The 23,264-nt window shown below is 54.3% G+C and carries 17 protein-coding genes and 3 tRNA genes; 10 read left to right on the plus strand and 10 right to left on the minus strand.

Translation table 11 applies throughout. The features are described from left to right. The first annotated feature begins 50 nt into the window (after positions 1–50). From ptrA to recD, 3 genes are read left to right on the plus strand one after another with little or no spacing between them, the layout of a single operon-like run. Positions 51–2,939 carry a pitrilysin gene (ptrA, locus tag HV243_RS04845; RefSeq protein WP_053390052.1) on the plus strand — a complete coding sequence of 963 codons (2,889 nt, stop codon included), beginning with the start codon at positions 51–53 and terminating at the stop codon, positions 2,937–2,939. Next, positions 2,932–6,477 carry an exodeoxyribonuclease V subunit beta gene (gene recB / locus HV243_RS04850; protein WP_053390051.1) on the plus strand — a complete coding sequence of 1,182 codons (3,546 nt, stop codon included), beginning with the start codon at positions 2,932–2,934 and terminating at the stop codon, positions 6,475–6,477. The genes ptrA and recB overlap by 8 nt, the downstream gene beginning before the upstream one ends. Beyond that, positions 6,474–8,294, plus strand: coding sequence for an exodeoxyribonuclease V subunit alpha (gene recD / locus HV243_RS04855; protein WP_053390050.1), 1,821 nt, complete (start codon positions 6,474–6,476; stop codon positions 8,292–8,294). Before recB ends, recD begins: the two co-directional genes overlap by 4 nt. Before the next feature lie 46 nt (positions 8,295–8,340). Here recD and argA read toward each other — a convergent pair whose 3' ends face one another. After that, complete coding sequence (gene argA / locus HV243_RS04860) at positions 8,341–9,672, minus strand: amino-acid N-acetyltransferase (RefSeq protein ID WP_008785703.1); 1,332 nt, start codon at positions 9,670–9,672, stop codon at positions 8,341–8,343. A 235-nt stretch (positions 9,673–9,907) separates the two neighbouring features. On the opposite strand from argA, the gene amiC reads away from it, so the two are divergent. Further along, positions 9,908–11,161 (plus strand): N-acetylmuramoyl-L-alanine amidase AmiC, encoded by a 1,254-nt coding sequence (amiC, locus tag HV243_RS04865; protein WP_016154266.1) that lies wholly within the window; start codon positions 9,908–9,910, stop codon positions 11,159–11,161. Positions 11,162–11,235: 74 nt separating this feature from the next. Here the strand turns inward: amiC and HV243_RS04870 are convergent. The 3 genes from HV243_RS04870 to HV243_RS04880 form a co-directional block, all read right to left on the minus strand. Then, positions 11,236–11,312, minus strand: a tRNA-Met gene (locus HV243_RS04870). A 34-nt stretch (positions 11,313–11,346) separates the two neighbouring features. Further along, positions 11,347–11,423: transfer RNA gene (locus HV243_RS04875), tRNA-Met, on the minus strand. Between the two features lie 34 nt (positions 11,424–11,457). Next, positions 11,458–11,534: transfer RNA gene (locus HV243_RS04880), tRNA-Met, on the minus strand. A 205-nt stretch (positions 11,535–11,739) separates the two neighbouring features. Between HV243_RS04880 and mltA the strand changes: the two genes are divergently transcribed. Together mltA and tcdA are read left to right on the plus strand one after the other, a co-directional pair. Continuing rightward, positions 11,740–12,837, plus strand: a complete 1,098-nt coding sequence (gene mltA, locus HV243_RS04885; protein ID WP_019077597.1) for a murein transglycosylase A — start codon at positions 11,740–11,742, stop codon at positions 12,835–12,837. 39 nt (positions 12,838–12,876) lie between these two features. Continuing rightward, positions 12,877–13,683 (plus strand): tRNA cyclic N6-threonylcarbamoyladenosine(37) synthase TcdA, encoded by an 807-nt coding sequence (tcdA, locus tag HV243_RS04890; protein ID WP_019077596.1) that lies wholly within the window; start codon positions 12,877–12,879, stop codon positions 13,681–13,683. Between the two features lie 47 nt (positions 13,684–13,730). Here tcdA and csdE read toward each other — a convergent pair whose 3' ends face one another. Continuing rightward, the gene (csdE, locus tag HV243_RS04895) at positions 13,731–14,174 is read right to left on the minus strand and encodes a cysteine desulfurase sulfur acceptor subunit CsdE (RefSeq protein WP_046276137.1); all 444 of its coding nucleotides are present in this window, start codon (positions 14,172–14,174) and stop codon (positions 13,731–13,733) included. Then, complete coding sequence (csdA, locus tag HV243_RS04900) at positions 14,174–15,379, minus strand: cysteine desulfurase CsdA (RefSeq protein ID WP_016157368.1); 1,206 nt, start codon at positions 15,377–15,379, stop codon at positions 14,174–14,176. The genes csdE and csdA overlap by 1 nt, the downstream gene beginning before the upstream one ends. Positions 15,380–15,571: 192 nt before the next feature. Between csdA and HV243_RS04905 the strand changes: the two genes are divergently transcribed. The 4 genes from HV243_RS04905 to rlmM all read left to right on the plus strand — a co-directional run bounded on the left by HV243_RS04905 (position 15,572) and on the right by rlmM (position 18,587). After that, the gene (locus HV243_RS04905) at positions 15,572–15,799 is read left to right on the plus strand and encodes a YgdI/YgdR family lipoprotein (protein ID WP_016154261.1); all 228 of its coding nucleotides are present in this window, start codon (positions 15,572–15,574) and stop codon (positions 15,797–15,799) included. Between the two features lie 363 nt (positions 15,800–16,162). Continuing rightward, on the plus strand, positions 16,163–17,080 hold the full coding sequence (gcvA, locus tag HV243_RS04910; protein ID WP_016154260.1) for a glycine cleavage system transcriptional regulator GcvA: 918 nt from the start codon (positions 16,163–16,165) through the stop codon (positions 17,078–17,080). A gap of 18 nt (positions 17,081–17,098) precedes the next feature. Continuing rightward, positions 17,099–17,494: a DUF423 domain-containing protein gene (locus HV243_RS04915; protein WP_003034037.1), complete on the plus strand. Its 396-nt coding sequence runs from the start codon at positions 17,099–17,101 to the stop codon at positions 17,492–17,494. After that, positions 17,487–18,587 carry a 23S rRNA (cytidine(2498)-2'-O)-methyltransferase RlmM gene (gene rlmM / locus HV243_RS04920; RefSeq protein ID WP_003034040.1) on the plus strand — a complete coding sequence of 367 codons (1,101 nt, stop codon included), beginning with the start codon at positions 17,487–17,489 and terminating at the stop codon, positions 18,585–18,587. Before HV243_RS04915 ends, rlmM begins: the two co-directional genes overlap by 8 nt. A gap of 35 nt (positions 18,588–18,622) precedes the next feature. On the opposite strand, the gene fucR is transcribed toward rlmM, so the two are convergent. The 4 genes from fucR to fucI form a co-directional block, all read right to left on the minus strand. Further along, a complete protein-coding gene (gene fucR / locus HV243_RS04925) occupies positions 18,623–19,351 on the minus strand; it encodes an L-fucose operon activator (RefSeq protein WP_047357910.1) in 729 nt (242 codons plus the stop codon). Positions 19,352–19,408: 57 nt separating this feature from the next. Continuing rightward, on the minus strand, positions 19,409–19,831 hold the full coding sequence (gene fucU / locus HV243_RS04930; protein ID WP_047357909.1) for an L-fucose mutarotase: 423 nt from the start codon (positions 19,829–19,831) through the stop codon (positions 19,409–19,411). 1 nt (position 19,832) lies between these two features. Further along, positions 19,833–21,251 (minus strand): L-fuculokinase, encoded by a 1,419-nt coding sequence (gene fucK / locus HV243_RS04935; RefSeq protein ID WP_053389421.1) that lies wholly within the window; start codon positions 21,249–21,251, stop codon positions 19,833–19,835. A 99-nt stretch (positions 21,252–21,350) separates the two neighbouring features. Continuing rightward, positions 21,351–23,126 (minus strand): L-fucose isomerase, encoded by a 1,776-nt coding sequence (gene fucI, locus HV243_RS04940; RefSeq protein ID WP_053389422.1) that lies wholly within the window; start codon positions 23,124–23,126, stop codon positions 21,351–21,353. Between the last annotated feature and the right edge of the window lie 138 nt (positions 23,127–23,264).

Raw genomic sequence — 23,264 nt, forward strand, 5'->3', positions numbered from 1 at the left:
ATGCGTGCTTTGCTGTGAACAGGTGAATACGTTAATGATGAGGTTTGTGAATGCCCCGCAGCACCTGGTTCAGCGCATTACTGTTGTTCGTCGCCCTTTGGGTTCCCGTAAGTCAGGCAGATACCGGTTGGCAGCCTTTAGCTGAAACCATCCGTAAAAGCGATAAAGACACCCGCCAGTATCAGGCCGTGCGCCTTGATAACGGCATGGTCGTGTTGCTGGTATCCGATCCTCAGGCCGTGAAATCCCTTTCTGCACTGGTGGTTCCCGTGGGCTCGCTGGAAGATCCGGACGAGCATCAGGGGCTGGCGCATTATCTCGAACACATGTGTCTGATGGGCTCGAAAAAATACCCACAGCCGGACAGTCTGGCTGAATTCCTGAAAATGCACGGCGGCAGCCACAATGCCAGCACCGCGCCTTACCGTACGGCCTTCTATCTTGAAGTCGAAAACGACGCGTTGGTGGGGGCGGTGGATCGCCTGGCGGACGCTATTGCCGATCCGTTGCTGGATAAAAAATATGCCGATCGTGAGCGTAACGCGGTTAACTCCGAGCTGACGCTGGCGCGCACCCGAGACGGGATGCGTATGGCGCAGGTGAGTGCTGAGACCATCAACCCGGCGCACCCTGGCTCGCGTTTCTCCGGCGGAAATCTCGAGACATTAAGCGATAAACCGGGAAACCCGGTGGTGCAGGCATTACAAAAATTTCATGAAAAGTACTACTCCGCGAACCTGATGAAGGCGGTGATTTATAGCAATAAGCCCCTGCCAGAGCTGGCGCGGATAGCTGCTGACACCTTTGGACGCGTACCGAACAGAAATATCGCAAAGCCTGAAATTACCGTACCGGTAGTCACCGACGCGCAAAAGGGCGTCATCATCCACTATGTTCCGGCAATGCCGCGTAAAGTACTGCGCGTCGAGTTTCGTATCGATAACAACAGCGCGCAGTTCCGCAGTAAAACCGATGAGCTGGTGACCTATCTGATTGGTAATCGTAGCCCTGGCACGTTGTCTGACTGGCTGCAAAAGCAGGGACTGGTTGAAGGTATTCGTGCGGATTCCGATCCGGTGGTCAATGGGAACAGCGGCGTGTTAGCCATTTCCGCGACGTTAACCGACAAAGGGCTGGCGAACCGCGATGAAGTTGTTGCGGCAATTTTCAGTTATCTCAATCTGTTACGCGATAAAGGCGTCGATAAACGCTATTTTGACGAACTGGCGCACGTACTGGATCTCGATTTCCGTTATCCCTCCATCACCCGTGATATGGACTACGTGGAATGGCTGGCTGATACCATGATCCGCGTTCCTGTCGAACATACGCTGGATGCGGTGAATATTGCCGACCAGTACGATGTGAAAGCCGTTGAGCAACGCCTGGCAATGATGACGCCACAGAATGCGCGTATCTGGTATATCAGTGCGAAAGAACCGCATAATAAAACCGCTTATTTTGTCGATGCGCCTTACCAGGTGGATAAAATCAGCGACAAAACCTTTGCCGACTGGCAGCAAAAAGCGCAGGGCATTGCGCTGTCGTTACCGGAGTTGAACCCCTACATTCCGGATGATTTCACGCTGATTAAAACGGATAAAAAATACGCTCACCCGGAACTGATCGTTGATGAGCCGGATCTACGCGTGGTGTATGCGCCGAGCCAGTATTTTGCCAGTGAGCCGAAGGCTGACGTCAGCGTGATCCTGCGTAACCCGAAGGCCATGGACAGCGCCCGCAACCAGGTATTATTCGCACTTAACGATTACCTGGCGGGGATTGCGCTCGATCAGTTAAGCAACCAGGCGTCGGTAGGTGGAATTGGTTTCTCTACCAACGCTAACAATGGGTTGATGCTTAACGCCAACGGCTACACCCAACGTCTGCCGCAGCTTTTTCAGGCTCTGCTGAGCGGCTATTTCAGCTACACCTCAACGGATGAACAGCTGGAACAGGCGAAATCCTGGTATGCCCAGATGATGGATTCTGCAGAGAAGGGTAAAGCCTACGATCAGGCAATTATGCCAGTGCAAATGCTTTCTCAGGTGCCGTACTTTTCACGCGATGAGCGCCGTAAGCTACTGCCTTCTATCACCCTGAAAGAGGTGATGACGTACCGCGACGCCTTAAAAACCGGTGCGCGGCCTGAATTCCTGGTAATTGGTAATATGAGCGCCGCTCAGGCGACGACCATGGCGCGGGATATCCAACAACAGCTTGGCGCTAACGGGTCACAGTGGTGTCGCAATAAAGATGTGGTTGTGGACAAGAAGCAGTCCGTCATCTTTGAAAAAGCAGGCAGTAGCACGGACTCCGCGCTGGCGGCGGTATTTGTGCCAACCGGATACGATGAATACGCCAGTTCAGCCTACAGCGCCATGTTAGGGCAGATTGTTCAGCCGTGGTTCTACAATCAACTGCGTACTGAAGAGCAGTTAGGCTACGCTGTATTTGCGTTCCCGATGAGTATCGGCCGTCAGTGGGGAATGGGGTTCCTGCTGCAAAGCAATGATAAGCAGCCGTCTTATCTTTGGGAGCGTTATAAAGCGTTTTTCCCGACGGCGGAAGCGAAGCTGCGGGCGATGAAACCTGAAGAGTTTGCGCAAATTCAGCAGGCGATTATTGCGCAAATGCTGCAGGCGCCGCAAACGCTGGGGGAAGAAGCCTCACAGTTAAGCAAAGATTTTGATCGCGGCAATATGCGCTTCGATTCACGTGATAAAATAGTGGCTCAGATTAAACTGCTGACGCCGCAAAAACTTGCCGACTTCTTCCATCAGGCGGTGGTTGAGCCGCAAGGCATGGCGATACTGTCACAGGTTTCCGGCAGTCAGAACGGGAAAGCAGAATATGTGCACCCGGAAGGCTGGAAAGTGTGGCAGACCGTCAGCGCGTTGCAGCAAACCTTACCCCTGATGAGTGATAAGAATGAATGATGCCGCTGAGTCCCTTGATCCACTGCGCTTGCCCCTGACGGGCGAGCGCCTGATTGAAGCCTCTGCGGGCACCGGTAAAACCTTTACCATCGCCGCCCTGTATTTACGTTTACTGCTTGGACTGGGCGGCTCTGCCGCCTTTCCTCGTCCTCTGACCGTTGAAGAACTGCTCGTGGTCACCTTCACCGAGGCGGCCACCGAAGAGTTGCGCGGACGAATTCGTAGCAACATTCATGAACTGCGAATTGCCTGCCTGCGTGAAACAACCGACAACCCGCTATATGCCCGTTTGTTAGATGAAATCGCCGATAAAAAACAGGCCGCTCAGTGGCTGCTATTGGCTGAAAGACAGATGGATGAAGCGGCGGTGTTTACCATCCACGGCTTTTGTCAGCGTATGCTCAGTCTCAACGCCTTTGAATCAGGCATGCTGTTCGAACAGCAACTGATAGAAGATGAATCGCTGCTGCGCTATCAGGCCTGTGCGGACTTTTGGCGTCGGCATTGCTATCCGCTACCCCGCGACATTGCGCAGGTGATTTTTGAAACGTGGAAAGGACCGCAGGCTCTGCTGAGAGACATCGATCGCTATCTGCAGGGGGAAGCGCCGGTCATCAAGGCTCCGCCGTCTGATGACGAAACGCTGGCTTCCCGACACGAACAAATTCTCGCGCGCATTAACCAGATCAAGCAGCAATGGCGTGATTCCGTTGATGAGCTGGATGGCCTGCTGGAAGCCTCCGGGATCGACCGGCGTAAATTTAACCGTGGTAACCAGGGTAAGTGGATCGAAAAGATCAGCGCATGGGCGCAAGAACAAACCCAAAGTTATCAGCTTCCTGACGCGCTGGAGAAATTCTCACAGCGTTTTCTGGAAGAGCGCACTAAAGCGGGCGGAATAACCCCTCAGCACCCGCTGTTTGTCGCTATTGATGAACTGCTTAGCGAACCGTTAACTCTCCGCGATCTGGTGATCACCCGGGCGCTGGCGGAGATCCGTTCAGCGGTTGTCGAGGAGAAACGACGCCGCGGTGAGCTAGGCTTTGACGATATGCTCAGCCGTCTGGATGCGGCGTTGCGCAGTGAAAGCGGCGATGCGCTGGCGACGGCTATCCGTACCCGTTTTCCGGTCGCGATGATCGATGAATTTCAGGATACCGATCCGCAGCAGTACCGTATTTTTCGCCGGATCTGGCAGCATCAGCCGGATACCGCACTGTTGCTGATTGGCGACCCAAAACAGGCGATTTACGCGTTTCGCGGCGCGGATATCTTCACCTATATGAAGGCGCGCAGCGAGGTCAGCGCACACTATACGCTCGATACCAACTGGCGTTCGGCCCCCGGCATGGTAAATAGCGTAAATACGCTTTTCAGCCAGATGGATGACGCCTTTATGTTCCGCGAAATCCCCTTTAGCCCGGTAAAATTTGCAGAAAAAAACCAGTCGTTTCGGTTTGTTTTACACGGTGAGACACAGCCAGCCATGAGCATGTGGCTGATGGAAGGGGAAAGCTGCGGCGTAGGCGATTATCAGAACTACATGGCCCAGGTGTGCGCCACGCAAATTCGCGACTGGCTTAAAGCCGGGCAGTCTGGCGCTGCGCAACTGGTCAGTGGTAAAACATCCAGTCCGGTACGCGCGTCGGACATCAGCGTACTGGTTCGTAGCCGCCAGGAGGCGGCACTGGTCCGTGATGCGCTGACGCAGCTGGCAATTCCCTCTGTCTACCTTTCCAACCGTGACAGCGTATTTGAAACGCTGGAAGCGCGGGAGTTACTGTGGGTGCTGCAGGCGGTGATGACGCCGGAGCGTGAGAACACGCTGCGTAGCGCGCTGGCGACCTCAATGATGGGGCTGAATGCGCAGGATCTTGAAGCCTTAAATAACGACGAAAATGCCTGGGATGCGGTGGTCGAAGAGTTTGATGGCTATCGTCAGATCTGGCATAAACGCGGCGTGATGCCGATGCTGCGCGCGCTGATGACAACCCGCCAGATTGCGGAAAACCTGCTGGCGACGGCGGGGGGCGAACGCCGCCTGACTGATATTTTACATATCAGCGAACTGTTGCAGGAAGCAGGCTCGCAGCTGGAAAGCGAGCATGCGCTGGTGCGCTGGCTGTCCCAGCATATTCTTGAACCCGACAGCAACGCGTCCAGCCAGCAGCTCAGGCTGGAAAGCGACAAGCATCTGGTCAAAATCGTCACTATCCATAAATCTAAAGGGCTGGAGTATCCGCTGGTCTGGCTGCCGTTTATCACGAATTTCCGCGTCCAGGATCAGGCTTTCTACCACGATCGCAGCTCTTTTGAAGCCATGCTGGATCTCAGCGATGCCGAGGAGAGCGTTGAGCTGGCTGAAGCGGAGCGTCTGGCGGAAGACCTGCGTTTGCTCTATGTCGCGCTAACCCGTTCGGTATGGCACTGCAGCCTTGGCGTGGCGCCGTTGGTGCGACGTCGGGGCGATAAAAAAGGGGATACCGATGTACATCACAGCGCCCTTGGTCGCCTGTTGCAAAAAGGTGAGCCGATGGATGCCGCGGGTCTGCGTAGTGCGATTGAAGCGCTGTGCAGTGATGATATTGCCTGCCAGACGCCTGCGCAGCCTGACGGTGAACGCTGGCAAGTTGCGCAGGCTGTTAGCTGCGAACTGAGTGCGAAAATACTGCAGCGTACGCCCGGCGATAGCTGGCGCGTGACCAGTTATTCCGGTCTGCAGCAGCGTGGGCATGGAATCGCGCAGGATCTGATCCCGCGACTGGATATTGATGCCGCAGGCGTTGGTGAGGTTATTGAAGAGTCAGGGCTTACACCGCATCAGTTCCCGCGCGGCGCTTCGCCAGGTACATTCTTGCATAGCCTGTTTGAAGATCTCGACTTTACTCAACCGGTAGATCCGCGTTGGGTCGAGGAAAAACTGGCGTTGGGCGGTTATGACGCGCACTGGACGCCGGTTTTGACCGAATGGCTGGACGCCATTTTGCAGGCGCCTCTCAACGAGACGGGCGTGAGTTTGAGCCATCTTTCCGCGCGTGAAAAACAGGTGGAGATGGAGTTTTACCTGCCGATTTCGCAGCCGCTGATGGCCAGCCAACTTGATGCGTTAATTCGCCAATACGATCCGCTCTCCGCGGGGTGCCCTGCGTTGGAATTTATGCAGGTACGCGGCATGCTGAAAGGATTTATTGACCTGGTTTTCCGCCACCAGGGGCGTTATTACCTTCTCGATTACAAATCGAACTGGCTGGGGGAAGACAGCTCAGCGTATACGCAGCAGGCGATGGCCTCTGCCATGCAGGCGCATCGCTACGACCTGCAGTATCAACTTTATACCCTGGCGCTGCATCGCTACTTGCGCCATCGCATTGCTGATTACGATTATGAACGCCATTTTGGCGGTGTTATCTATCTCTTCTTGCGTGGCATTGACAGTGAAAATCCGCAACAGGGAATTTACGCGACCCGACCTGACGGGGAGTTAATCGCCTTGATGGACGAGATGTTTGTCGGTGCGCCACTGGAGGAGATGTCATGACAATCCAGAAACGATTACTGGAAGCTGTGGAGCAAAAACAGCTCCGGCCTCTGGATGCTCAGTTTGCGCTGGCGGTTGCCGGAAATGACAACCCTGCCGTTGCGCTGGCGGCGGCGTTGCTCAGTCGTGAAGCAGGAGAAGGGCACGTCTGCTTACCACTTTCGCGGTTATCCCTGAGCGAGGATGCCCATCCCCTTTTAAGCGCCTGGCTCGCTGAAGTGGGGGAGCCAGAAGACTGGACGGAATGTCTGCTGGCCTCCGGGGCGGTAAGCCGTGGTGAGCAACCCACGCCGCTGGTGCTGCACGGCGATCGCTTGTATCTGAACCGGATGTGGCATAACGAACGGGCGGTGGCTCGCTTTTTCAGTGAAGTTAACCACGCCATTGAGGTGGATGAACAACGGCTGACCCACACGCTGGCGGCGTTGTTTCCACCAGCGGAAGGTGTTAACTGGCAAAAAGTGGCCGCTGCGGTGGCGTTGACCCGTCGTATATCGGTGATCTCCGGCGGGCCGGGGACCGGAAAAACGACAACAGTTGCGAGGCTTCTGGCGGCGTTGATTCAGATGACTGAGGGGGAACGCTGCCGTATTCGCCTGGCGGCTCCTACTGGAAAGGCGGCAGCGCGCCTGACTGCCTCGCTGGGTGCAGCGCTACGAGAACTGCCGTTAACCGAAGAGCAAAAGAAACGCATTCCCGATGACGCCAGTACGTTGCATCGATTATTAGGCGCTCAGCCAGGCAGTCAGCGCCTGCGCCATCATGCGGGAAACCCGCTGCATCTGGATGTGCTGGTGGTGGATGAAGCCTCGATGATTGATTTGCCGATGATGTCGCGCCTTATCGATGCGCTACCGCCGCACGGGCGGGTGATTTTTCTTGGCGATCGTGACCAGCTCGCTTCCGTCGAAGCGGGGGCGGTGCTGGGGGATATCTGTGCTTTCGTCGGTGACGGGTTTACCCCGGAACGCGCCCGCCAGCTCAGTCGTCTGACCGGAAGCGCTATTCCGGCAGGTCTGGGAACTCAGGCCGCCGCTTTGCGCGACAGTTTGTGTCTGCTGCAAAAGAGTTACCGTTTCGGTAGCGATTCCGGAATCGGTCAGTTGGCTGCTGCGATTAATCGTGGTGACAAAGCCGCGCTCAAAACGGTCTTCCGGCAGGGGTTTAGCGACATTGAAAAACGCACGCTACATAGCAGCGAAGATTACGCCGCGATGTTGGATGAGGCGCTGGCGGGTTATGGGCACTATCTGGATTTACTGCGTGAGGGCGCTGAGCCGGATGCTGTCATTCAGGCCTTCAATGAGTATCAGCTGTTGTGCGCCCTGCGTGAAGGTCCGTTTGGCGTGGGTGGTTTGAATGAACGCCTTGAGCAGGTGATGGCGCAAAAACGTAAAATTCATCGTTCAACGCATAGCCGCTGGTATGAGGGAAGGCCGGTGATGATCGCGCGCAATGACAGTTCGCTGGGATTATTTAACGGTGATATCGGCATTGCCCTCGATCGTGGACAGGGCCTGAGGGTGTGGTTTGCGCTGCCGGACGGTTCTATCAAATCAGTCCAGCCCAGTCGCTTACCTGAACATGAAACCACTTGGGCGATGACCGTGCACAAATCGCAGGGATCTGAGTTTGACCATGCGGCGTTGATTTTACCGAGCCAGCATTCACCCGTGGTTACCCGCGAGCTGGTCTATACCGCCGTCACCCGCGCGCGCCGGCGTCTGTCACTGTATGCCGATGAGCGGATATTAAGTAACGCCATTGCCACCCGCACCGAACGTCGCAGCGGATTGTCGGCGTTGTTTAGTCAATAAAATTCGTTGCCGGATAAGGCATTTATACCGCATCCGGCAACGACCACTACCCCAAATCCGCCATCAGCACCTTTGACCGCCGCTGATAGTTGTACATCTCTTTCTTGCTTTCCGGCAGCAGGTCGATATCCACCGGCGTGAAACCACGTTCCTGGAACCAGTGAATGCTGCGCGTGGTCAGCACGAACAGTTTGCTCAGTCCCATTTGCCGGGCCTGCGCGGCGATCCGCTCCAGCAATACTTCCCCGCGCGATGAGCTACGGTAGTCCGGATGCACCGCCACGCACGCCATTTCGCCAATTCTCTCCTCCGGGAAAGGGTACAGAGCGGCGCAGGCGATGGTCAGGTTATCGCGCTGAATAATCGTGAATTTGTCGATCTCCATTTCCAGTTGTTCGCGGGAGCGACGTACCAGAATGCCTTGCTGCTCCAGCGGGCGGATCAGCTCCAGAATCCCGCCGATATCGTTAATGGTAGCGCGGCGGATCTGCTCGGCGCTTTCCATTACGATCTGCGTACCGATCCCGTCACGGGAGAACAGTTCCTGCAGCAATGCGCCATCTTCCTGATAGCTGATCAGATGGCAGCGCCGTACCCCACTGCGACAGGCTTTCACTGCCCCACGCAGGAAGCGCACTGTGCCGGAGCTGTAATCGCCTTTCTCTTCCTGCAACTCAACGCGCGCCTGGGCTTCGTTAGGAAACAGCTCGGAAATAATATCGCCATCATCGTTGGTGACGCCCTGAGAGGAGCAAAAGCCGATCATTTTCTCTGCCTTCAGTTTGATAGCCAACTGTGTGGCGACCTCTTCTGAAGTCAGGTTAAAGCTCTCACCGGTGACGGAAACGGCGACCGGACCCATCAGCACAATCGCGCCACTGTCTAACTGCCGGTGAATGGCATCTTCATCAATACGACGAATACGTCCGCTATGGCAGTAATCCACGCCGTCATCAACGCCCAGCGGCTGGGAGATAATAAAATTACCGCTGACCACATTGATGTGCGCCCCCTGCAATGGCGTATTATTCAGGCTCATTGACAGGCGGGCGGTAATATCAAGCTGAAGTAACCCTGCCGCCTGTTTGACCAGCTCCAGGGTTTTAGCGTCGGTAACGCGCGTATTCTTGTGGTACACCGGTTCATGATGATGCGCCGCAAGATTGGCATCAATCTGCGGTCGTGCGCCATAGACCACGACAAGGCGGATGCCGAGGCTATGAAGAAGGCCAATGTCATTGACGATACTGGAAAAGTTTTCATGCTCGATGGCTTCGCCGCCCAGCATAATGACAAACGTCTTTCCCCGATGGGTATTGATATAGGGAACAGAATGGCGGAATCCCTGTACCAGTTCGGTTCTACGCTCCTTCACCACGGCACACCCTCATTGCATGATTATTCGTAATTTGTGTATTTTTATTCTGTTTTGGCGCTGTGCGCAAGCGTAATTTTTACCCATGCCGAAGATTTTTCTCAGTAATGCCGTGAATATAAAAAGAATGTTTACCCTTTTATAGATGACAGATTATGCGTCATTCGCTAAAGTTTCCGGTCAATTCAGACGTTTTACGTATTACCTCAATAAAGATTTCTTTTTGCTCGGGAGAAGCATGTCGGGATCCAATTCAGCAATCAGTCGCCGCCGTTTACTGAAAGGTGCGGGTGCTATGTGGCTTTTGAGCGTCAGCCAGGTTGGTCTGGCTGCCATGAGTCAGGTCGTTGCCGTACGTGTCTGGCCAGCGTCCAGCTACACCCGCGTCACGGTAGAATCTAACCGTCTGCTGAAATACAAACAGTTTGCCCTGAGTAATCCTGAGCGTGTGGTTGTGGATATTGAAGGCGTTAATTTGAACTCGGTGCTCAAGGGCATGGGTGCGCAGATCCGTCCTGACGATCCGTATATTAAATCGGCACGTGTCGGGCAGTTTGACCCACAGACCGTGCGGATGGTGTTCGAGCTGAAACAGAATGTGAAGCCGCAACTTTTTGCGCTGGCTCCGGTGGCAGGCTTTAAAGAACGTCTGGTGATGGATCTCTATCCTGCGAATGCCCAGGATGTTCAGGATCCGCTGCTGGCGTTGCTGGAAGAATACAACAAGGGCGATCTGGACAAACAGGTGCCGCCTGCGCAAAGTGGCCCACAGCCGGGTAAAGCGGGGCGCGATCGTCCCATTGTCATTATGCTTGACCCAGGGCATGGCGGAGAGGACTCCGGTGCGGTGGGGAAATACAAGACGCGTGAAAAAGATGTGGTGCTGCAGATTGCCCGACGCCTGCGAGCCCTCATAGAGAAAGAGGGCAACATGAAGGTCTTTATGACGCGAAATGAAGATATCTTCATTCCGCTTAAAGTCCGCGTGGCGAAAGCGCAGAAGCAGCGTGCAGACCTGTTTGTCTCTATTCACGCCGATGCATTTACCAGTCGACAGCCCAGAGGTTCGTCGGTATTTGCGCTCTCGACCAAAGGGGCGACCAGCACCGCCGCGAAATATCTGGCGCAAACGCAGAACGCCTCGGATTTGATTGGCGGCGTCAGCAAGAGCGGCGATCGCTACGTCGACCATACCATGTTTGATATGGTGCAATCGCTGACCATCGCCGACAGCCTGAAGTTTGGTAAAGCGGTATTGAATAAGCTCGGTAAAGTTAACAATCTGCATAAGAACCAGGTTGAACAAGCCGGGTTTGCGGTACTAAAAGCGCCGGATATTCCGTCTATTCTGGTGGAAACCGCATTTATCAGTAACGTTGAGGAAGAGCGCAAGCTCAAAACTGCGACCTTCCAGCAGGAAGTTGCAGAGTCGATTCTGGCGGGGATCAAAGCCTACTTTGCCGATGGTGCGACGCTGGCGAGAAGGGGATAACAAAAAAGCGCTGAAAAGCGCTTTTTTTATGGACCGCAGATACAAAAAAACACCCTTTAGGGTGTTTATAATGTTGGTTGCGGGGGCCGGATTTGAACCGACGACCTTCGGGTTATGAGCCCGACGAGCTACCAGGCTGCTCCACCCCGCGTCACCGTACTGCTTTATATTTTATAAAATTTGATTGGTTGCGGGGGCCGGATTTGAACCGACGACCTTCGGGTTATGAGCCCGACGAGCTACCAGGCTGCTCCACCCCGCGTCACCGTACTGCTTTTATTTCATCAAATTTTAATTGGTTGCGGGGGCCAGATTTGAACTGACGACCTTCGGGTTATGAGCCCGACGAGCTACCAAGCTGCTCCACCCCGCGTCCGTGGATGCGCACTATACTCTGCTCGCATTTTCATGCAACCCTTTTTTCACCTTGATCACGTTTTTAAGGTGAAAATGAACAAAAACAACGCATTCTGGATTGTTTTTTGCTCAAAATTTGCGTTCGGGTATGTATACGCATTTCATTAGGTTCGGGGGTTTGTTATCTTCGTCTCGCATTCAGGCAACATAAGACGAGAACAATGAAAGGACGTTGGGCAAAATATCTTCTTGCGGGAGCTGTCGTCGCGATGCTCGCCGCGTGTTCCTCAAAACCCACCGATCGTGGGCAGCAGTATAAAGACGGGAAATTTACCCAGCCTTTCTCACTGGTGAACCAGCCTGATGCGGTTGGCGCACCAATCAATGCCGGTGATTTCGCCGAGCAGGTTAATCAAATTCGCAGCGCTTCGCCACGTTTGTACGGCAACCAGAGCAACGTTTACAACGCTATCCAGCAGTGGTTACGTGCGGGCGGTGATACGCGCAGTATGCGCCAGTTTGGTATTGATGCCTGGCAAATGGAAGGGGCGGACAATTACGGTAACGTCCAGTTTACCGGTTACTACACGCCGGTTATTCAGGCGCGCCATACGCGCCAGGGCGAGTTTCAGTATCCTATCTATCGCATGCCGCCAAAACGTGGCCGCTTACCAAGCCGGGCCGAGATTTACGCGGGCGCGCTGAGCGACAACTACATTCTGGCGTACAGCAACTCCCTAATGGATAACTTCATTATGGATGTGCAGGGCAGTGGTTACATCGATTTTGGCGATGGCAGCCCGCTTAACTTCTTTAGCTATTCCGGGAAAAACGGCCACGCCTATCGCAGCATCGGTAAGGTGCTTATCGATCGTGGCGAAGTGAAAAAAGAAGATATGTCGATGCAGGCTATTCGCCATTGGGGTGAAACGCACAGCGAAGCCGAAGTGCGTGAGCTGTTGGAGCAGAACCCATCGTTTGTCTTCTTTAAACCGCAATCTTTTGCACCGGTCAAAGGGGCCAGCGCGGTACCGTTGATTGGCCGCGCGTCTGTGGCTTCTGACCGCAGTATCATTCCGGCGGGCACAACATTGCTGGCGGAAGTCCCGTTACTGGACAATAACGGCAAGTTTACCGGCCAGTACGAACTGCGCCTGATGGTGGCGTTAGATGTGGGTGGCGCTATTAAAGGGCAACACTTCGATATCTATCAGGGCATTGGTGCTGACGCCGGACACCGTGCGGGGTGGTATAATCACTACGGTCGCGTCTGGGTACTGAAAACAGCGCCGGGTACAGGTAACGTGTTCAGCGGTTAATAGCCGGATGGCGCTCGATATTAATGAATTTGAGGTGTTATGTCTGTGGTTATCAGTGATGCCTGGCGCCAGCGTTTTGGCGGTACGGCGCGTCTGTATGGCGAAAATGCGCTGCAGTTGTTTGCCCAATCGCACGTTTGCGTGGTCGGGATTGGCGGGGTAGGGTCGTGGGCGGCGGAAGCGCTGGCGCGTACCGGTATTGGCGCCATCACGCTCATCGATATGGATGATGTGTGCGTCACCAATACTAACCGCCAGATCCATGCTCTGCGCGATAACGTCGGCTTGGCAAAAGCTGAAGTGATGGCTGAACGTATCCGCCAGATTAACCCGGAGTGCCGGGTGAACGTGGTCGATGATTTTGTCACGCCGGATAATGTTGCTGAGTATATGAGTGCGGGTTATTCGTATGTCATTGATGCGATTGATAGCGTGCGCCCAAAAGCGGCACTGATCGCCTGGTGTCGGCGTAATAAAATTCCGCTGGTGACCACCGGTGGTGCGGGAGGGCAGATCGACCCGACGCAGATACAGGTCGTTGATTTGGCAAAAACTATCCAGGATCCGCTGGCAGCCAAGCTACGCGAGCGGCTGAAAAGCGATTTTGGCGTGGTGAAAAACAGCAAAGGCAAGCTGGGCGTGGACTGTGTGTTCTCGACCGAAGCGCTGGTTTACCCGCAGGCAGATGGCTCGGTATGTGCGATGAAGGCGACGGCGGAAGGGCCGAAGCGCATGGATTGCGCATCCGGTTTTGGCGCGGCCACTATGGTGACCGCCACCTTTGGCTTTGTTGCCGTCTCACACGCGCTGAAGAAGATGATGGCGAAAGCGGCGCGCCAGAGTTGAGTGTGTTGTGCCGGATAAGACGCGTTCGCGTCGCCATCCGGCAACCATCAAACCTGTCGGGCAGCCTCAAGAATCGCCTCGTTAAGAGCATGCAGCCCCTGGGTACGCGAGGCGCTGAGCTGCGCGCGTAAACCTAGCTCGTCAAATAATGCCATAGGCGAATGCGCCACTAACTCGGCTGCGGTTTTACCTTCAACCGCCGTGAGTAATACCGCCAACAGCCCGCGTACAATGCGACCTTCGCTGTCGCCGAAGAAATGCAAAGTACCATTCTCATGAAGGGTATGCCCCAGCCAAACGCGGTTTTCGCAGCCCGCGATCTCTTTGGCCTGTGCCTTTAGCGAATCAGGAAGCGCTGGCAACTGCTTACCCAGCAGAATCAGCTGGCGATATTTATCTTCCCACTGGGTGAGCGGGGTAAAGGTATTGCGTAACGTCTCTTCCGTTACGGTTGTGCCAAACGGGTGTCCGGCGAACAGAGGGCTTGTCATTAATCCACCAATATTTCCAGCGCGCGGTCAACGGCTGCGACCAACGCATCTACATCACTTTGCGTATTATAAGGTGCAAATGAGGCGCGTAGCGTCCCGGATACGCCCAGTTCTGCCAGCAGCGGTTGCGCACAGTGTTGTCCTGCACGCAGTGCAATGCCATATTCGGCCAGCAGCGTCACCATGTCGCTGTGATGAACGCCTGCGAAATCAAAGGCTAACAGACTGGAGTCCTGGCAGCGGAAGGAGCGAAAGCCGGGGCGTTTCGCCAGCGCATCTTCTGCCAACGTCGCCAGACCCCGGCTCCAGTTTTCGGCCTGCACCACGTCAACGTCCGCCAGCCATTCGAGCGCCGCGCTTAGTCCGATAACGCCAGCAACGTTAGGCGTACCGGCCTCCAGCTTCCATGGAGCAGCCTGGGTGGTGAAACCGTCAAAACTGACTTCGCTAATCATTTTACCCCCACCGAGCCAGGGAGACATGGCATCCAGCAGTTCCGGTTTACCGTACAGCACGCCAATGCCGGTGGGACCATACAGCTTGTGGCCTGAGAACGCATAGAAATCAATGTCTAATTGCTGTACGTCGGCGGGGAAATGGACAATCCCCTGGGCGCCGTCCACCATCACCACCATTCCAGCCGCATGGGCGAGTGTAATGGCGCGGGCTAAATCCGGGCAACCGCCGGTAACGTTCGACATCTGCCCAAGCGCCAGAATGCGGCTGCGTGGAGTGATGAGTTGCGCGAGGCTTTCAACGTCTGGCAATAAATGGGCGTTAAGCGGCAGCCTGACGACCTTCGCCCCCGTTTGCTCCGCCACCATCAGCCAGGGCACGAGGTTGGCATGATGTTCTGCTGCGCTAACGATAATCTCATCACCCGGTTGTAAGCGCGGTCGCGCATAGCTTTGGGCAACCATGTTGATCGCTTCCGTCGTACCGCGGGTCCAGACGATTGTTTTGTCATCCGGCGCATTAATCAGGCTTGCGACTTTTTCCCGTGCGGCTTCATAGCGTGCGGTCAGGCGCTGTGCTTCAGCAAACTGGCTGCGGTGGACGTTCCCGGCGCTCAGGCTATAAAACTGATGGGTGGCCTCAATCACTGCCTGCGGCTTCAGTGCGGTAGCAGCGCTGTCGAGATAGACGCCAGCATCGTTGAGTGCGGGAAATTGCGCGCGAAACTGCGCGGGGTTAAAAGCGTTCATGGTATTCCTCAGTTCAGTAAACCGATCGTGGCGCAAAAAGGGCGCTGATACAAGGGGTGTGCTAACCATCGGAATACTCTGGATATCCTGGCAAAGTCCACGCAGTGTCTTATGCTATATACCGTTAGGCGAGCAATTTAGCCTGTTACGGAGTGTGTTTTTAATAGCATAAATCGCTTTAAGGAGAAAAAGATGAAAAAGACTGCCGCAATTATCTCTGCTTGTATGCTGACTTTTGCCCTGAGCGCCTGTTCTGGTTCGAATTACGTGATGCACACCAATGATGGTCGATCAATCGTATCTGATGGTAAGCCACAGACCGACAATGAAACGGGGATGATTTCGTATAAAGACGCTAACGGCAACAAACAGCAGATTAACCGTACCGATGTGAAAGAGATGGTAGAACTGGATAACTAACCGGTCGTCCATCGACAAAGAGTCGGACAAAAAAAAGCACCGCAATTTGGCGGTGCTACATTAATCACTATGGACAGACAGGGTAAATGTACAGGAAGTGAAAAAGGGTAGCCTTGCTACCATGGTCTGAATCGCAGACCAATTGCAAACACAACAACACAACATCACAACCGTAAGCCAAAAGCCCACCAGAACACGCATTCCGATAAAACTTTTCGTTCCGGCTTCAGGAAGTGCCGCCACTATAGGTATTTGCTGGTAGAACCTCAACGGACAATTTATAATGGCTCAGATAAAAAAAACTAATAGGTTACAACCTGTTGGTTAATTGTTAAATTCATTTAACATCAAAGCCTAAAAGTCATGTCAAAACGATTACCACCCCTAAATGCGTTGCGTGTTTTTGATGCTGCAGCGCGTCATTTGAGCTTTACTCGCGCAGCAGAAGAGCTTTTTGTGACGCAGGCCGCAGTAAGTCATCAAATCAAGTCACTTGAGGATTTCCTGGGGCTGAAGCTGTTTCGTCGACGCAATCGATCTTTGCTGTTAACGGAAGAAGGCCAAAGCTACTTTCTCGACATCAAAGAGATTTTTTCGCAATTAACCGACGCGACGCGTAAACTTCAGGCACGCAGTGCAAAAGGTGCGCTCACTGTGAGTTTATTGCCCAGTTTTGCAATCCAATGGATGGTTCCCAGACTCTCTAGCTTTAACTCAGCTTATCCGGGAATCGATGTCAGGATCCAGGCGGTGGACCGTCAGGAAGACAAACTGGCTGACGATGTTGATGTGGCGATTTTCTACGGACGTGGCAACTGGCCGGGTCTGCGCGTTGAAAAATTGTACGCAGAATATTTATTGCCGGTCTGCTCGCCGCTATTACTCACCGGTGATAAACCGCTAAAGACGCCCGAAGATCTGGCGAAACACACATTATTGCACGATGCGTCACGCCGTGACTGGCAAGCCTATACGCGCCAGCTTGGCCTGAATCATATCAACGTACAGCAGGGACCCATCTTCAGCCATAGCGCCATGGTGCTCCAGGCTGCTATTCATGGACAGGGAATTGCGTTGGCTAATAACGTCATGGCGCAATCCGAAATAGAAGCCGGACGTCTGGTCTGTCCGTTTAATGATGTTCTGGTCAGCAAAAACGCATTTTATCTGGTTTGTCATGACAGTCAGGCAGAACTGGGTAAAATAGCCGCCTTCCGTCAGTGGATTCTGGCGAAAGCGGCCACGGAACAAGAAAAATTCCGCTTTCGTTATGAACAATAATTTACGTAGGGTATTCACATGACCAGCCGTTTTATGCTGATTTTTGCCGCCGTAAGTGGCTTTATCTTTGTGGCGTTGGGCGCCTTTGGGGCACATGTTCTGAGTAAAACCCTCGGTGTCGTTGAGATGGGGTGGATCCAGACTGGCCTCGAGTATCAGGCGTTCCATACGCTGGCTATATTTGGCCTGGCCGTCGCCATGCAGCGGCGCATTAGCATTTGGTTTTACTGGAGTAGCGTGTTTTTGGCATTAGGAACCGTGCTGTTTAGCGGCAGCCTGTATTGCCTCGCGCTCTCGCATTTACGCCTGTGGGCGTTTGTTACCCCCGTCGGCGGTTTCAGCTTCCTTGTGGGCTGGGCGCTGATGTTAGTGGGCGCTATTCGATTGAAACGTAAGGGCGTTAGCCATGAATAAGGTTGTATTGTTGTGTCGCCCAGGTTTTGAAAAAGAGTGCGCCGCAGAAATTACGGATAAAGCAGGACGCCGGGAAATCTTCGGTTTTGCCCGCGTGAAAGACAATGCGGGTTACGTCATCTTCGAATGCTATCAGCAGGACGATGCCGAAAAGTTAGTGAAAGAGTTGCCGTTTAGCTCGCTGATTTTTGCCCGTCAAATGTTTGTGGTGGGCGAACTGCTGCAATATTTACCGCCGGAAGACCGCATTACGCCGATTGTCGGCATGTTGCAGGGCGTGGTAGAGAAAGGCGGCGATCTGCGCGTTGAAGTTGCTGATACCAATGAAAGCAAAGAGTTGGTTAAATTTTGCCGTAAATTTACCGTACCACTGCGCGCGGCGCTGCGGGAAGCGGGCGTGCTGGCAAAATATGAAACGCCAAAACGTCCGGTGGTTCATGTGTTCTTTATCGCACCAGGCTGTTGCTATACCGGCTATTCCTGGCCCGACAATAACTCCCCGTTCTACATGGGCATTCCGCGTCTGAAGTTCCCGGCCGATGCGCCGAGCCGTTCAACACTGAAGCTGGAAGAAGCGCTGCACGTGTTTATTCCTGCCGATGAGTGGGATGAACGTCTGGCTAACGGAATGTATGCGGTGGATTTAGGGGCATGCCCGGGCGGTTGGACCTATCAACTGGTTAAACGCAACATGTGGGTTTACTCCGTGGATAATGGTCCGATGGCGCAAAGCCTGATGGATACCGGACAAGTTACCTGGCTGCGCGAAGACGGATTTAAGTACCGGCCAAATCGCAATAACATTTCGTGGATGGTTTGCGACATGGTGGAAAAGCCCGCGAAGGTTGCCGCCCTGATGGCGCAATGGCTGGTCAACGGCTGGTGTCGAGAGACTATCTTCAACCTCAAGCTGCCGATGAAAAAACGCTACGAAGAGGTGTCGCAAAACCTGGCTTATATTCAGGCACAGCTTGACGAGCATGGCGTAAATGCCCAGATTCAGGCGCGTCAGCTGTATCATGACCGTGAAGAAGTCACCGTGCACGTCCGTCGCCTGTGGGCTGCTGTTGGTGGTCGTCGCGACGAGCGATAAGGTAAAATTGCAGGCCGGATGAAGGCGTAAATGTCTCATCCGGCCTGCATTGTTTCAATCAGCGGCGTATCTGAAATAATATGCGTCACATCATCCAGATGCCCAATCCGGGCCTCTCCCGAACGATTAAATTTACTTTTATCGATCAGCAATAATGACTGCGCTGCGCGCTTAAGCAGAATGGACTTGAAGTCGGCATTGGTCGCGTTAGAGTCCCAGAGTGCGCCGTCGCTGTCGATCCCTGCGCAGGAAAAAATAAACAGATCGATCTCGAGTGGTTTGAGCTGCGAGATGAGCGAGGGGTTAACATAGCAACCGTATTTACGCTCAAGGCGACCGCCGGAGCTGATTAGCTGAAGGTGTTCGCGTTTAGCCAATTCCTGGCAAATGGGCTGGCTGTTGGTAAAGACGTGAATGTTGATGTCCGGTAACTGTCGCGCCATGTACCAGCACGTTGAGCTGGCGTCCAGGGCTATCACCATACCTTCTTCGATCCATGCCAGCGCTTCGCGGGCAATATTCGCTTTGTGGGCATAGTGGCTTTTGAGTCGCATATGAAACGGGTCGCCGCTGTCCTGATTTTCCCGATGAATCACTTTGGCCCGCCCGTGATTGCGCAGCACTTTTCCCTGGGCTTGTAGCTCGCTGAGATCGCGGCGGATGGTCTCTTTGCTGACCTTAAGTTGCAAAGCAAGGGTTTCGGTTGTCAGATTTTTGTGGTTGGTAAGCAGATCTACGATCGCCTGCTGGCGCGCCGCTTTCATGTTCTGATCCTCATCTTATGATGAATGCCCGTAGCTGACGGGCATTCAGACCAGAGATTACGGGGTTACTCCTTTTTTTAATAGAATATTCCCGTACTTTGCCCGCTCTCCTGTGATAACGATCGCAAACGCCTGTTGCGCGCGTTCATAGAAGGCATAGCGGTCAATACGCGTGATGTCCGGGTAGGGGGTTTGCAGTGAAAGCGCCTGACGATAGCGGGCCTCGACGTCAGGATCGAGGGCATCGCCTTCAACAGCCGCCATCATCACCAGCGGTGGGGCATAGCTGTCCAGTTCAAAGAGCGGAATAATCGCCTGTAGCAGGTCGCTGACCAATAGACCGTCGGCGCGGATAACCTGTGGTCCCATGCTGTGGGCCGGGAAGTGGGCATCGGAAAATATAATCTCATCGCCGTGGCCCATCTCAGCCAGCACCTTCAGCAGGTCGGGCGAAATTAAGGGAGATATTGTTTTGAGCATGTTACTCGACTCCTGTTAGTTCGGATTCGGTTTGCGGATAGAAGTAACGGTACTGGTAGCGTACCTGCCCGCGTGCCTGTTCCGGTGAGGCAAATTCCCCAATGCCTGACCACGCAAACATTGCGGCACCTGCCACGGTGGTTTCGGCGTCATCCAGCACTTTGACAGGTATCCCGAGAACATTCGCTTTGATCTGATTCCACAACGCGTTGCGGCTTCCCCCACCAACCAATAGCAGTTCTGTGGCCTGGAAATGACCGATTTTTTCCAGCGTATGGAGGTTTCGCAGCAGCTGTTCTGTCAGTCCTTCCAGCGCGGCGCGATAAAAGTGCCCACGGGTGGTATTGAGCGTAACCCCTTGCCAGCCCGCATTCTGACAGGCCAGCAGGTCGCAGTGCATCTTCACGCCTTCGGCGCCTGCCGGGATGGCCCTGGCTTCGTCAATCAGCGTCTGCCAGGGGGTGTCGGCAGTCCACAGCAGCTTACGCACCCACTCGAGTACACCGGAAGCCAGCCACTGCATGCCGGGGTTATTAAGTCCAGCCTGGCTATCCAGCTCACAAGTGGAACCCGCATATTGGCTGAGCTGGGAGGTATCCACCTGCGCACTGCGCACCATCAGAATTTCCCATGTGCCGGAAGAGAGCACCGGTTCATCTGGTTGGGCTCCAGCCCCAAATAGCGCAAACTGCGTGTCGTGTCCGGCAGAGATGACCGGAATTCCCGCCGTAAGCCCGAGCAGGCTGGCAGCCTCTGGTTGCAAAGCCCCAATCTGTTCGCCTGCTTCAACCAGGCGCGGGAACAGACGGCGCGGTATGCCCGTAGCTTGCAAAATGTCATGACTAAAATCGCGCTGCCGGATGTCCAGCAGCTGACTGGTGCCCGCCATGGTGATATCTGTAGTGAACTCGCCGGTTAAACGGTGGTTGATAAGCGACGAGATAAACAACCAGGCGTGCGCCTGCTCCAGAAATTGCGGATGGTTTTCTTTCAGCCACACCAGTTTATACAGCGTGTTGAAGCTAAATGCGCCGACGCCGGAAATTTCCTGCAATTGCTGCGGTGATATGTAGCGGTGAATATTCTCCATCACCGCTGCGGTGCGTGGACATTTCCAGCTAATCACCGGATACAGCTGCTTGCCGTTCTTATCAACCAGCGCGCCGTCTACGCCAAAAGTGGTGACGGCGATCCCGCGGACATGGCAGGCGGCTAGTTGCGTGCAGAGGCGCTGACAGCAATCGGCGAAGCGTTGCAGAATGGCCTCCAGCGACCATTGATGCCAGGTACTGTTTTCTGTTGCGATGTCACTGGCGTTCGGGGTTGCTGCGCGGGCGACAATCTTTCCCTGTCGGTCAACGGCGATAGCCCGCACGTTGGTCGCGCCACAGTCGAGAACCAGGATAACGTCTTGTTTCATAATCGCTCCCCAAACGTAGCCGGATGGCGCAGCGCTTACCCGGCCTACAAAATTCACTGCGCAGGCCCGGTAAGCTTGCGCCACCGGGCCAGAGTCGCATTAACGCTTATACAGCGGGCCGTAGTTCTGGCAGGCGCGATAATCCTGGCCTTCCATATCCATACCATGGGCTGCCCAGGCTGAAGGGCGGTAAATTTTTTCGTCTTCCACGTTGTGCATACAAACCGGGATACGCAGCATGGCGGCGAGCGTAATAAAGTCCGCGCCCACGTGACCTATCGTCAGTACGCCGTGGTTTGCGCCCCAGTTAGCCATGACGGAATAGACATCGCTGAACGGGCCTTTACCGGTTAAGCGCGGGGCAAACCAGGTGGTTGGCCAGGTGGAGTTGGTGCGCGCATCAAGCTGGTCGTGCATCTCTTTCGGTAATTCCACGCTCCAGCCTTCCGCGATTTGCAGCACCGGGCCCAGGCCTTTGATGATGTTGATGCGGGTCATGGTGAACGGCACGCCGCCCTCGGTCAGGAAGCGAGAAGAATAGCCGCCGCCGCGGAAGTATTCGTGAATAGCCGGACACCATTCGGTAGCCGCCAGGCAATCATCCGCCTCTTTCTGTGAGATTTCCCAGTGCGGCTTCATGGTCGGTTTCCCTTCGCCGTCGCGCTGTTTGCAGGAGCCATCCAGCGCTGCCGAGCCGGAGTTAATCAGGTGAATAATACCGTGCTCAGCAAGGCCGGTTAGCGGTTTACCCGTGACGCGTTCAACCGCCTCTGGCGACCAGTAGGTGCGCACATCGGCAAAGACCTGCGCTGTGCCGGTGAGTTGATGACCAAACAGCATCGCCACGCCGTTCAGGCTGTCGTTTTCGGTGGCGACAACGAACGGTTCGCGAATGCCGTTCCAGTCAAAGGAGCTGTTGAGCAGTGCTTCGGCGGTATCGCCATTCGGGTATTGATCTGTCCAGTGACGCTGGCCCTGGAAGCCTGCGGCAATCGCGTTGTACCCCAGCGACTCTTCAACCCGACCTTTGTCTGCCAGTTTCTGGTTACCCTGCATCATGTCGCGAATACACATGGCCATCAGCAGGCTCTCTTTCAGCACCGCACGGCTCTGCTCTGCGTTACGCTTATATTGCTGTGCGTTCTGATCTTCACCGTAGCGGAAGTTTTTATCCGCCCACGCCAGCGCCATTTCCAGCTCAGCTTCGTCATAGATTTTTTGGTCGATGCGACGACGCAGTTCGGTCATATCAACGGGTTGAACCTTCATTCCCAGCCAGGATTCAAAGAAGTTATGATCGACAATCGAGCCAGCAATGCCCATTGAAACGCCGCCTACGGACAGGTAGCTTTTGCCTTTCATACTGGCAACCGCCAGGCCCGCGCGGGCAAAGCGCAGCAATTTTTCTTCAACATCGGCAGGGATCGTGGTATCGCCGGAATCCTGTACGTCATGGCCGTAAATAGAGAAGGCGGGAAGTCCTTTTTGATTATGCGCAGCCAATGCTGCGGCCAGATAAACTGCGCCGGGACGTTCTGTTCCGTTAAAGCCCCAGATAGCTTTCGGGCGCATCGGATCCATGTCGATGGTTTCGCTACCGTAGCACCAGCATGGGGTAACAGTAATCGTCACGCCTACGTTCAGGCTGCTGAATTTTTCTTCACAGGCGGCAGATTCAGCCATCCCGGCAATGCAAGTGTCGGCAATCACACATTCAATTTGTGCGCCACTGGCGTGACGAAGTTTCTCTGTGATCAGCGCAGCAGTGGCTTTAGCCATATTCATGGTTTGCTCTTCGAGCGATTCACGAACACCCATACGGCGCCCATCAATCACCGGACGAATTCCAATTTTCGGTAAGCTATTTTTGTTCATTCGAGGTTCCTCATCTCACTTTATGCCGTGCTGCAAAAGCGGATGTTGAACACCACTGTCGCAGTTGGCTGAATAACCCATTTTTGCTAACTCGAGTTAGCTTAGGTATTAGAGAGTTTTTTGCACAACTTTTTTGTT

Source organism: Citrobacter sp. RHBSTW-00599, from assembly GCF_013784065.1.
GTDB lineage: Bacteria > Pseudomonadota > Gammaproteobacteria > Enterobacterales > Enterobacteriaceae > Citrobacter > Citrobacter braakii.